Source organism: Brachybacterium atlanticum (assembly GCF_025669985.1).
Taxonomy (GTDB): Bacteria; Actinomycetota; Actinomycetes; order Actinomycetales; family Dermabacteraceae; genus Brachybacterium; species Brachybacterium conglomeratum.
On the sequence record NZ_JAKJJW010000008.1, the window covers coordinates 41,080 to 52,418 of the forward strand.

Below are 11,339 nucleotides of genomic sequence, written 5' to 3' on the forward strand. Positions count from 1 at the left end.
ACGCCGTCGCCGGTGCCTCCCCGCCGCCCGTGCGGCACCGTCGTCAGCGCGTCGCGTCGCCCGGCGCGGGGGCCGCGAGCCAGTCCCGCACCCCCGCGAGGAGCCGGGAGCGGACCGGTGCGGGAGCGGCCGAGAGACGGATCGAGGAGGCGGCGAGGTCGGCGAGCTCGGCGTCGTCCAGCCCGATCCGCCGCGCGGTCTCGTACTGGTCCAGCAGCCGGGAGCCGAACAGCAGCGGGTCGTCGGCGCCGAGCGCGATCTGCGCCCCGGCCTCGATCAGCCGGCGCAGCGGCACGTCCTCGGCGTGCTCGAGCACCCCGAGGGAGGCGTTCGAGGCCGGGCAGAGCTCGAACCCGATCCCGGCTGCCACCACCTGCTCCAGCAGCTGCGGGTCCTCGGCGGCGCGCACCCCGTGGCCCAGCCTGTCCGGACGCAGGTGCTCGACGACCTCCCGCACGTGCGCGGGCCCCAGCAGCTCCCCGCCGTGCGGCACCGACAGCAGCCCGGCCTCCCGCGCGATGCGGAAGGCGGGGGCGAAGTCCTCGGTGTCACCGCGCCGCTCGTCGTTGGAGAGCCCGAAGCCGATCACCCGGCCGGCGCTGCGCGCAGCGAGCCGGGCCAGGGTGCGCGCGTCCAGCGGATGCCGGGTGCGGGAGGCGGCCACCACGATCCCGACGCTGACCCCGGTCTCCGTCTCGGAGCGCTCGGCCTGGTCCAGGACGATCTCGACGGCGGGGGTGATCCCGCCGACGAAGGGCGCATAGCTGGTCGGGTCCACCTGCAGCTCGAGCCGGCCCGAGCCCTCGGCGGCGTCGTCCTCCACCGCCTCGTGGAGCAGGCGCCGCATCGCCGACTCCGAGTCGACGACCGCGCGGGCGGTGTCGTACTGGCGCTGGAAGCGGAACCATCCGCGCCGGTCGGCCTCGACCTGCAGCGCCACATCGTCGATGAGGGAGCGGGGCAGTCGCATGCCCCGCTCCGCGGCCAGCTCCCACAGCGTCGTCGGACGCATCGAGCCCGTGAAGTGCAGGTGCAGATGCGCCTTGGGCAGGGTCCGCAGGTCGCGGCCCGATCCGGCGGGGGAGGGGCTCATCCCGCCAGGAGCGCGGCCACCCGGTCGATGCCCTCGACGATGTCCTCGTCCCCGAGGGCGTAGGAGAAGCGCAGGTGGCCGGGGGCGCCGAAGGCCTCGCCCGGCACGGCGGCGACCTCCGCCTCCTCGAGGATCACGGTCGCGAGCTCGGTCGAGGTGATCACCTTCCGGCCGCGGATCTCCCGGCCCAGCAGCTGCGAGACGTCGGGGAAGACGTAGAACGCGCCGGTGGGCGTCGGCACGGTGAAGCCGTCGATCGCGGAGAGCTTCTCGACGATCAGCTGCCGACGCCGGTCGAAGGCGAGGCGCATCTCCTCGACGGGCTCCTTCGGCCCCGTCAGCGCCGCGAGCGCCGCCCGCTGGGCGATGTTGTTGACGTGGGAGGTGAGATGGGACTGCAGGTTCGAGGTCGCCTTGATGACGTCGAGGGGACCCACCATCCAGCCCACTCGCCAGCCGGTCATCGCGAAGGACTTCGCCACGCCGCCGAGCAGGATCGTGGTGTCGGCGAGCTCGGGGACGGCCTTCAGCACCGAGGTGAAGGGCATGTCGCCGTAGGTGAGGGACTGGTAGATCTCGTCGGTGATCACCCACAGCCCGTGCTCGAGCGCCCAGCGGCCGATCTCCTCGACCTGCTCGGGGGAGAGCACCGCGCCGGTCGGGTTCGAGGGGGAGCACAGCACCAGGGCTCGGGTGCGGTCGGTGCGGGCGGCCTCGAGCTGCGCGACCGTGGGGACGTAGCCCTGGTCGGCGCCGGCCAGGACGGGGACCTCGGCCGCGCCGGACTGGCGGATCGCCTCGGGGTAGGTGGTCCAGTACGGGGCGGGCAGCAGCACCTCGTCCCCCGGGTCCAGCACGGTCGCGAAGGCCTGGAACACGGCCTGCTTGCCGCCGTTGGTCACCAGCACCTGGGCCGGTTCGATCTCGAGCGACGTCGTGGCCGAGACCGACGCGGCGAGGGCCTCGCGCAGCTCGGGCAGGCCGGCGGTCGCGGAGTAGCGGTGGTTGCGCGGATCGCGCGCGGCCTCCACGGCGGCGTCCACGATGTGCGCGGGGGTGGGGAAGTCCGGCTCTCCGGCGCCGAAGCCGATGACGGGTCGACCGGCGGCCTTGAGCGCCTTGGCGGTCGCGTCGACCGCGAGGGTCGCGGAGGGCTCGATCGCGCCGATGCGCTGCGAGATGCGGGAACGGGAGGCGGGAGTGCGTGCGTCGTCGGTGGTCACCCGACTATCGTGGCAGAGCTCGCCCCGCGCCGCCAGGATGGACGTCCCTCGGGAACGGGGGCGCGCCGGGACTCCCCGAGGCGCCGGAATGTGACGTGATCCGGGTCGATTCGCACGAGTCCCCATCGGCTTGTATGCTGGTCGCTGGTCAGAATCGCTCAGGCTTCTCCGGGCACGTCCCGGGACCGGGCGAGACGACCGCGCGGGGCTCGTCCCCGTGAAGGGCAGTGGCGCAATTGGTAGCGCAGCGGTCTCCAAAACCGCAGGTTGCAGGTTCGAGCCCTGTCTGCCCTGCCGGTCCGGCCGGGGTCACCCGGCCGGATGCGGATGACCTCGACGAGATCGGATAGCTCCCTGTGAACTCCAGCCAGAACGCCCCGTCGGCACCGCGCACCGGTGACGTCCAGGGCTCCGGGTCGAAGAACCCGTTCCTGGCCGTCGGTCTGTTCATCCGTCAGGTGATCGCCGAGCTGCGCAAGGTGGTCGTCCCCAGCAGGCGCGAGCTGGTCCTGTACTCGATCACGGTGCTGCTGTTCGTCGCCTTCATGATCCTGCTGATCTTCGGGCTCGACGCGGCCTTCAGCTGGATCTCGCGGATCGCCTTCACGGTCCCCGACGTGTGAGCGGGCGCCTGATCCGCACCTCGCACAGCCCTGTGACCGACCAGTCCACCGCAGCCAGGAAGGCAGGTTCCCGCCGATGAGCGAGACGACCTCTACCCCCGACGAGTCCTTCGACGACGTCGACGACACCCTCTCCTTCTCCGCCTCGGCCCCGACCGGCCATGCCGCGGGCGAGGACGTCGCCGCCGAGGAGACCGCGGCCGAGGACGCCGAGCTCGACGTGGAGCTCTCCGACGACGACGCGCCGGCCGGGGACGAGAGCGCCGAGGCGCCCGTCGACGAGGCCGACGAGCCTGCCGACACCGACGACTCCGACGAGCCTGCCGACACCGACGAGTCGGCCGACGCCGACGAGGCCCCGGCCGCCGAGGACGCCCCCGCGGCCGAGGAGCCCGAGGAGGACCCGGTCCAGCAGCTGCGCATGCACCTGCGCTCCGCGCTCGGCGAGTGGTACGTCATCCACTCCTACTCCGGGCACGAGAACCGCGTGAAGACCCAGCTCGCCACGCGCACCGAGACCATGGACATGGAGGAGTTCATCTTCGAGGTCCAGGTCCCGATGGAGGACGCGACCGAGGTCAAGAACGGCCAGAAGAAGATCGTCCGCCGCGTGCGCATCCCCGGCTACGTGCTGGTGCGCATGGACCTGACCACCGAGTCCTGGCGCGTCGTGCGCGACACCCCCGGCGTGACCGGCTTCGTCGGCAACGCGACCGAGCCCACCCCGCTCACCTTCGACGAGATCTTCTCGATGCTCGCGCCGTCCGTCGGCCTGCCCGAGAAGAAGCGCTCCTCCGGCTCGTCCGGCTCCTCCTCGAAGCCCGCGGCCGCGCAGAAGGTCCCCGACTTCCAGGTCGGCGAGTCCGTCACCGTCATGGACGGCCCCTTCGAGACCATGCCGGCCACGATCTCCGAGATCCACGCCGAGGCCCAGAAGCTGCAGGTGCTCGTGTCGATCTTCGGCCGCGAGACCCCGGTCGAGCTCGGCTTCGACCAGGTCGCCAAGATCTGAGCAGCCCGGTCCGCCTCGTGCGGGCCCTCGGACGCGCGGCCCCTCGCCCGCGTCCGCCCCGAATCCCCGCGGCGCGCCCGGCTCCGGCCGGACGGGCTCCCCGGTGGGGAGTACGACCGAGATCACGCCTGATCGAGGTCGACGCCGCCGCGACGTGCAGGTAACGTCGCATCCCGGATCCGTGCCCCTCGGGGCGCGGCTCCTGCAGTGGGAGGAGCGCGTGATGAGCTCCGCCCGGACCACACCACAGTAAGGAAGAGCAATGGCTCCCAAGAAGAAGATCGCGAGCATCATCAAGCTCCAGATCCAGGCCGGCCAGGCCACCCCTGCGCCGCCCGTGGGTCCCGCGCTCGGCGCTGCCGGCGTGAACATGATGGAGTTCGTGAAGGCCTACAACGATCGCACTGCCGATCAGCGTGGCAACATCATCCCCGTCGAGATCACGGTCTACGAGGACCGCTCGTTCACCTTCATCACGAAGACCCCGCCGGCGGCGGAGCTCATCAAGAAGGCCGCCGGCCTCCAGAAGGGCTCGGCCGTCCCGCACACCGACAAGGTCGGCAAGATCACCCAGGCTCAGGTCCGCGAGATCGCGGAGACCAAGATGCCTGATCTGAACGCGAACGACATCGAGGCCGCGGCGAAGATCGTCGAGGGCACCGCTCGTTCCATGGGCATCACGGTGGAGGGCTGAGAACGATGGCATTCCGTAGCAAGGCTTACAAGAACGGCGCCGCTCTGATCGAAGAGGGCCGCACCTACTCCCCGCTGGACGCCCTGCGCCTCGCGCAGAAGTCCAGCCCGGCGAAGTTCGACGCCTCCGTCGAGGTCTCGATGCGTCTCGGCGTCGACCCCCGCAAGGCGGACCAGATGGTGCGCGGCACCGTCAACCTGCCCAACGGCACCGGCAAGACCGCGCGCGTCATCGTCTTCGCGTCCGGCGCGCAGGCCGAGGCCGCTCTCGCGGCGGGCGCCGACGAGGTCGGCGACGACGACCTGATCGAGAAGGTCGCCGGCGGCTGGACCGACTTCGACGCGGCCGTTGCCACCCCGAACCTGATGGGCAAGGTCGGCAAGCTGGGCCGCGTGCTCGGCCCCCGCGGCCTCATGCCGAACCCCAAGACCGGCACCGTGACCATGGACGTCACCAAGGCCGTGAACGACATCAAGGGCGGCAAGATCGAGTTCCGCACCGACCGTGCGGCGAACCTGCACTACATCGTCGGCAAGGTCTCCTTCACCGACAAGCAGCTCGTCGAGAACTACGTCGCGGCGCTGGACGAGATCCTCCGTCTCAAGCCGTCCGCGTCCAAGGGGCGCTACATCACGAAGATCACCGTGTCCACCACCATGGGCCCCGGCATCCCGGTCGACGTGAACCGCACCCGCAACCTCCTCGAGGACACCGACGAGGCCTGAGCCTCCTCGAATCCTCGCATCTCGGCGCCCCGCCCACCGCTCAGGTGGGCGGGGCGCCGTGCTGTGCGGGACGCATCGCCACTGGCAGGGAGTTGTTCGACGCCCGGTACCGCTTTGCTGGTACGTCCCGTCGAACAAATGCGCGGGGCCGCCCCGGTTGTCGGGTTGTTCGACGTCCGGTACCGCTTCACTGGTACCTCCCGTCGATCAAGTCAGTCACCGGCCACGTCGCGGGGCGCATCGCCGCCGGCAAGGGAGTTGATCGACGTCCGGTACCGCTTCGCTGGTACTTCTCGTCGAACAAGTGCGCCGAGGGCTGCGCGGTCCGGAGATCCGGTGCCGCTGGGGGAGAGAACGCAGAGGGCTGAGCATCGGGTGAACCCGGTCCCGCAGTGGGCAGGACGACGGCCTCCCGCCGCCGGGCGCCTCGAGCCGCGCAGCTCTCGGCGCCCGCCGCCCACCACCCGGCGCCCGCCGCTCGTCGCCGAACTGTGACGGAGACCGCCGCCCGCACCGTGGCGCGCACACCCGTCCCTGCACTACTCTGGACCTACCGAAGACCGCCGGTCGTCGCCCTCCACCCGGAGAGCGACCGAAGAAGTCCCCACGGGACGGCCTGCGCAGGTGAACGAACGCGACCCGCACGGTCGCGCCCTCCGAGGAGCAGCTGCTCCCGGGGAGCCGGATCGTGCGTGCTGGCCTCGACACCTGCGTGTCGAGGCCTTTTTCCGTTCCAGGGCCCTTCACCCGGTGGCGAGAGACCTCTGGAAGGAGGGCCATGGCGAATCCCGAGAAGGTGGACGCCGTCGCGGAGATCGCGGACATGTTCCGTGAGTCCGACGCCGCCGTCATCACCGAGTATCGCGGGCTCAGCGTGGGGGAGCTCAAGGAGCTCCGTCGTGCGCTGGGTTCCGAGACGACCTACGCCGTGGTGAAGAACACGCTCACGGAGATCGCCGCCCGCGAGGCCGGCATCGACGTGTTCGACGGCACGCTCAGCGGGCCGACCGCGATCGCCTTCATCAAGGGCGAGCCGGTGGAGCCTGCGAAGGCTCTGCGTGACTTCGCCAAGACCCACGAGAACCTCGTGGTCAAGTCCGGCTACTTCGAGGGCAAGCTGCTCTCGCAGGAGGACGTCCAGAAGCTCGCGGACCTCGAGTCCCGCGAGGTCCTGCTGGCCAAGGCCGCCGGCGCCATGAAGGCGTCGATGTCCAAGGCCGCCGCAGTGTTCGCTGCACCGCTGTCCAAGACGGCGCGCACCGTGGACGCGCTGCGGGCCAAGCAGGAAGCCGCCTGAGCCTCCCGGCTCACCGGCTTCCGCACCACAGCCACAGCGCTGTCCCCCGGCTGCCCCGTCGGAGCATCCGGATCGCAAGACCCGGCGCGTGAGCGCCGCTCAACACCGCAGGGACGCAGGTCCCGCCTACAGGAAGGAACGCCCTCATGGCGAAGCTCAGCAACGACGAGCTCATCGAAGCTTTCAAGGAGATGTCCCTCATCGAGCTCTCCGAGTTCGTGAAGCAGTTCGAGGACGTCTTCGACGTCACCGCCGCCGCCCCCGTGGCCGTCGCCGGTGCCGCTCCCGCCGCCGGTGGTGGCGAGGCCGCCGCCGAGGAGGAGAAGACCGAGTTCGACGTCATCCTCGAGTCGGCCGGCTCCGCGAAGATCGCCGTCATCAAGGAGGTGCGCGGCCTGACCTCCCTCGGTCTGAAGGAGGCCAAGGCGCTCGTCGACGAGGCCCCCAAGCCCGTCCTCGAGGGTGTCAAGCAGGAGGACGCCGAGGCCGCCAAGGCGAAGCTCGAGGAGGCCGGCGCGACCGTCTCCGTCAAGTGATCTCCGGCGCACGCCCCGGCGTGCGCCTCACCTGACGGCAGTCGCACTGCCCCTGGAAGGGCCGTCCCGCATCGCGCGGGGCGGCCCTTCCGCATGTCCGCAGCGGGGGAGCGGCGCGCACGGGCACAATCCGGGCCCGCGCTCGGCCGGCTCTCGACCCTGCGGCATCGGGGCGCAGCGCCGGCACGATCCCTGCGCGAGGCTCCGAGGATCCGCCTCTGACATGGCCCGACACCCCGCCACGGGCCCCGTCTGCTTGACTGCGGGACGATTTCCGTCCACAATTTTTCCCGTACGGGGCTGATCCTGCCGCATGCGCCCGGTGTGAGGACACCGCCGGGCCGGTCGAGACAGACGGGCAGGACGCGCCGACGAGAACCCCGCGCCAGGCATATAGCGGCCGACGCGGATGGAGGAGCCCTTCCGGGGGCCTTGTCTCCATCCGCGATTTTGTGTATGCTCGGTCCTTGCGCTGCGCGTCTCCCGTGGGTTCCGTCGATTGACCTCGACGCCGTTCTCTCCACTTCCTGACGGGTGTTCGCCGCGCCTGGGATTCCGTCATCGGCCTGTGGAAGGACCCCCCTTTGGCTGCCTCGAGCACCGATCGCACCACCGACATCGCACTTCGCACCGCCTCCCCTCGCGTCACCTTCGCGAAGCTCGGCGACCCTCTCGAGGTCCCGGATCTGCTGAGTCTGCAGACCACCTCGTTCGACTGGTTGCTGGGCAACGAGCGCTGGCAGGAGCGTGCGGCCGAGGCCGCCGCCGCCGGCCGTGAGGACGTGCCGCAGACCTCCGGTCTCGCGGACATCCTCGAGGAGATCTCCCCGATCGAGGACTTCGCCGGCAACATGTCGCTGTCGTTCCGCGACCACACCTTCGACGACCCGAAGTACACGGTCGAGGAGTGCAAGGAGAAGGACCTCACCTACGCGGCTCCGCTGTACGTCATCGCGGAGTTCATGAACAACGAGACCGGCGAGATCAAGACCCAGACGGTCTTCATGGGCGAGTTCCCGCTCATGACCGACAAGGGCACCTTCATCATCAACGGCACCGAGCGCGTCGTCGTCTCGCAGCTCGTCCGCTCACCGGGCGTGTACTTCGAGGAGTCGATCGACAAGACCTCGGACAAGCACATCTTCTCCGCCAAGGTCATCCCCTCGCGCGGCGCCTGGCTCGAGTTCGAGGTCGACAAGCGCGACCAGGTCGGCGTGCGCATCGACCGCAAGCGCAAGCAGTCCGTCACGACCCTGCTGCAGGCCCTCGGCATGTCCCACAGCGACATCCTCGAGGAGTTCGGCGAGTTCGAGTCGATGCGCTCCACCCTCGAGAAGGACCGCATCGCCTCCCAGGACGAGGCCCTCATCGACATCTACCGCAAGCAGCGTCCGGGCGAGCCGCCCACGCGCGATGCGGGCGAGGCGATGCTGAACAACCTCTACTTCAACGCCAAGCGCTACGACCTGGCGAAGGTCGGCCGCTACAAGATCGGCAAGAAGCTCGGCCTCGAGGGCAGCCTCTCCGAGTCGACCCTGCGCCTGCAGGACATCGTCGCGACCATCAAGTACATCGTCGCCCTGCACGACGGCGTCTCCGAGTACACGAGCGTCGACGACCGTCCGGTGCGCGTCGAGACCGACGACATCGACCACTTCGGCAACCGTCGCATCCGCGCCGTCGGCGAGCTGATCCAGAACCAGGTCCGCACGGGCCTGTCCCGCATGGAGCGCGTCGTCCGCGAGCGCATGACCACGCAGGACGTCGAGGCGATCACCCCGCTGACGCTGATCAACATCCGTCCGGTCACCGCGGCGATCAAGGAGTTCTTCGGAACCTCCCAGCTCTCGCAGTTCATGGACCAGAACAACCCGCTGTCGGGCCTGACCCACAAGCGTCGCCTCTCGGCGCTGGGCCCGGGCGGCCTCTCCCGCGACCGTGCGGGCATGGAGGTCCGTGACGTCCACCCGAGCCACTACGGCCGCATGTGCCCGATCGAGACCCCCGAGGGCCCGAACATCGGCCTGATCGGCTCGCTGGCGACCTTCGCCCGCATCAACCCCTTCGGCTTCGTGGAGACCCCGTACCGCAAGGTCGTCGACTCCGTGGTGACCGACGAGATCGTCTACCTCACCGCGGACGACGAGGATCGCCACATCATCGCCCAGGCGAACGCGAAGATCGACGAGGACGGCCACTTCCTCGCCGACGAGGTGCTCGTGCGCCTCCCCGGCGGCGAGCCCGACCTCGTGCCGATCTCGGACGTGCACTACATGGACGTCTCCGCACGTCAGATGGTCTCCGTCGCGACCGCGATGATCCCCTTCCTCGAGCACGACGACGCCAACCGTGCGCTCATGGGCTCGAACATGCAGCGCCAGGCCGTGCCGCTGCTCCGCTCCGAGATGCCGCTGGTCGGCACCGGCATGGAGCGTCGCGCCGCGGTGGACGCGGGCGACGTCGTCGTCGCGCAGAAGGGCGGCGTCATCGAGGAGCTCTCGGCGGACCTCATCATGGTCATGGCCGACGACGGCACCCGTCAGACCTACCCGATCGGGAAGTTCCAGCGCTCCAACGCCGGCAACTCCTACAACCAGCGCGTCCTCTTCGACGAGGGCGACCGCGTCGAGGCCGGCTCCATCCTGGCCGACGGCCCCTCGACCGACCAGGGCGAGCTCGCCATCGGCAAGAACCTGCTGGTCGCGTTCATGTCCTGGGAGGGTCACAACTACGAGGACGGCATCATCCTGTCCTCGCGCATGGTCCAGGACGACGTCCTCACCTCGATCCACATCGAGGAGCACGAGGTCGACGCCCGCGACACCAAGCTCGGCAAGGAGGAGATCACCCGGGACATCCCGAACGTCGGCGACGACGTGCTGGCCGATCTCGACGAGCGCGGCATCATCCGCATCGGCGCCGAGGTCGAGCCGGGCGACATCCTGGTCGGCAAGGTGACGCCGAAGGGCGAGACCGAGCTGACCCCGGAGGAGCGCCTGCTGCGCGCGATCTTCGGCGAGAAGGCCCGTGAGGTGCGCGACACCTCGCTGCGCGTCCCGCACGGCGAGTCCGGCACCGTCATCGGCGTGCGCGTCTTCACCGACGACGAGGACGGGGACATCCTCCCCACCGGCGTCAACGAGATGGTCCGCGTCTACGTGGCCCAGAAGCGCAAGATCACCGACGGCGACAAGCTCGCCGGCCGTCACGGCAACAAGGGCGTCATCGCGAAGATCCTGCCGGTCGAGGACATGCCGTTCCTGGAGGACGGCACCCCGATCGACATCATCCTCAACCCGATGGGCGTGCCCGGCCGAATGAACATCGGCCAGGTCATGGAGACCCACCTCGGCTGGGTCGCGAAGTCCGGCTGGGAGCTCGATCCCGAGGACCCGACCGCCGCGGACCTGCCCGAGGCCGCGCTGCACGGCGAGCCCGGCACCCCGGTCGCGGTCCCGGTCTTCGACGGCCTCACCGCCGACGAGGTCACCGGCCTGATCGCCAACCACCTGCCCAACCGCGACGGCGAGCGGATGGTCAAGGAGAACGGCAAGGCGCGCCTGTTCGACGGCCGCTCCGGCGAGCCGTTCCCGGACCCGATCTCCGTGGGCTACATGTACATGCTGAAGCTCCACCACCTGGTGGACGACAAGCTGCACGCCCGCTCGACCGGTCCGTACTCGATGATCACGCAGCAGCCGCTGGGCGGTAAGGCCCAGTTCGGCGGCCAGCGCTTCGGCGAGATGGAGGTGTGGGCCCTGGAGGCCTACGGCGCCGCCTACGCCCTGCAGGAGCTGCTGACCATCAAGTCCGACGACATCTCGGGCCGCGTGAAGGTGTACGAGGCGATCGTCAAGGGCGAGAACATCCCCGAGCCCGGGATCCCGGAGTCCTTCCGCGTGCTGCTCAAGGAGATGCAGTCGCTGTGCCTGAACGTGGAGGTGCTGTCCAGCGACGGCACCGCCCAGGAGGTCCAGGAGAGCGACGAGGAGGTCTTCCGCGCCGCGGAGGAGCTCGGCATCGACCTGTCCCGCCGGCCCCACGAGGGCGTCGGCTCCATCGAAGAGGTCTGACGGACGGGGGACCGGGAGGTCCCGTCGGCCGCGCCGCGCCGCCGACGAGCCTTCCGGCCCCGC

9 protein-coding genes and 1 tRNA gene are annotated in these 11,339 nt (G+C 70.0%); 8 read left to right on the top strand and 2 right to left on the bottom strand.

From position 1 onward, the window contains the following. Positions 1–43: 43 nt before the first annotated feature. Entirely contained in the window at positions 44–1,093 is a 1,050-nt protein-coding gene (locus L3K22_RS05665; protein ID WP_263310541.1) for an adenosine deaminase, read from the bottom strand. Then, positions 1,090–2,316, bottom strand: a complete 1,227-nt coding sequence (locus L3K22_RS05670; RefSeq protein ID WP_263310542.1) for a pyridoxal phosphate-dependent aminotransferase — start codon at positions 2,314–2,316, stop codon at positions 1,090–1,092. Before L3K22_RS05670 ends, L3K22_RS05665 begins: the two co-directional genes overlap by 4 nt. A 221-nt stretch (positions 2,317–2,537) precedes the next feature. On the opposite strand from L3K22_RS05670, the gene L3K22_RS05675 reads away from it, so the two are divergent. The 8 genes from L3K22_RS05675 (at position 2,538) to rpoB (ending at position 11,276) form a co-directional block, all read left to right on the top strand. Further along, a tRNA-Trp gene (locus L3K22_RS05675) sits at positions 2,538–2,610 on the top strand. Between the two features lie 62 nt (positions 2,611–2,672). After that, the gene (secE, locus tag L3K22_RS05680) at positions 2,673–2,939 is read left to right on the top strand and encodes a preprotein translocase subunit SecE (protein ID WP_263310543.1); all 267 of its coding nucleotides are present in this window, start codon (positions 2,673–2,675) and stop codon (positions 2,937–2,939) included. A gap of 76 nt (positions 2,940–3,015) precedes the next feature. Continuing rightward, positions 3,016–3,951, top strand: coding sequence for a transcription termination/antitermination protein NusG (gene nusG / locus L3K22_RS05685; RefSeq protein ID WP_263310544.1), 936 nt, complete (start codon positions 3,016–3,018; stop codon positions 3,949–3,951). 262 nt (positions 3,952–4,213) lie between these two features. Beyond that, positions 4,214–4,645, top strand: coding sequence for a 50S ribosomal protein L11 (gene rplK / locus L3K22_RS05690; RefSeq protein ID WP_010550349.1), 432 nt, complete (start codon positions 4,214–4,216; stop codon positions 4,643–4,645). 5 nt (positions 4,646–4,650) lie between these two features. Continuing rightward, positions 4,651–5,370, top strand: a complete 720-nt coding sequence (rplA, locus tag L3K22_RS05695; protein ID WP_263310545.1) for a 50S ribosomal protein L1 — start codon at positions 4,651–4,653, stop codon at positions 5,368–5,370. A 778-nt stretch (positions 5,371–6,148) separates the two neighbouring features. Continuing rightward, the gene (gene rplJ, locus L3K22_RS05700) at positions 6,149–6,667 is read left to right on the top strand and encodes a 50S ribosomal protein L10 (protein WP_263310546.1); all 519 of its coding nucleotides are present in this window, start codon (positions 6,149–6,151) and stop codon (positions 6,665–6,667) included. Positions 6,668–6,813: 146 nt separating this feature from the next. Next, positions 6,814–7,203, top strand: coding sequence for a 50S ribosomal protein L7/L12 (gene rplL, locus L3K22_RS05705; protein ID WP_062947591.1), 390 nt, complete (start codon positions 6,814–6,816; stop codon positions 7,201–7,203). 584 nt (positions 7,204–7,787) lie between these two features. Next, a complete protein-coding gene (gene rpoB / locus L3K22_RS05710; protein ID WP_263310547.1) occupies positions 7,788–11,276 on the top strand; it encodes a DNA-directed RNA polymerase subunit beta in 3,489 nt (1,162 codons plus the stop codon). Positions 11,277–11,339: the final 63 nt, after the last annotated feature.

Excerpts from the sequence above, each read along its gene's own strand:
- L3K22_RS05665 (WP_263310541.1), bottom strand. The coding sequence starts at position 1,093 with ATGAGCCCCTCCCCCGCCGGATCGGGCCGCGACCTGCGGACCCTGCCC.
- nusG (WP_263310544.1), top strand. The coding sequence starts at position 3,016 with ATGAGCGAGACGACCTCTACCCCCGACGAGTCCTTCGACGACGTCGAC.
- rplK (WP_010550349.1), top strand. The coding sequence starts at position 4,214 with ATGGCTCCCAAGAAGAAGATCGCGAGCATCATCAAGCTCCAGATCCAG.
- rplA (WP_263310545.1), top strand. The coding sequence starts at position 4,651 with ATGGCATTCCGTAGCAAGGCTTACAAGAACGGCGCCGCTCTGATCGAA.
- rplJ (WP_263310546.1), top strand. The coding sequence starts at position 6,149 with ATGGCGAATCCCGAGAAGGTGGACGCCGTCGCGGAGATCGCGGACATG.
- rplL (WP_062947591.1), top strand. The coding sequence starts at position 6,814 with ATGGCGAAGCTCAGCAACGACGAGCTCATCGAAGCTTTCAAGGAGATG.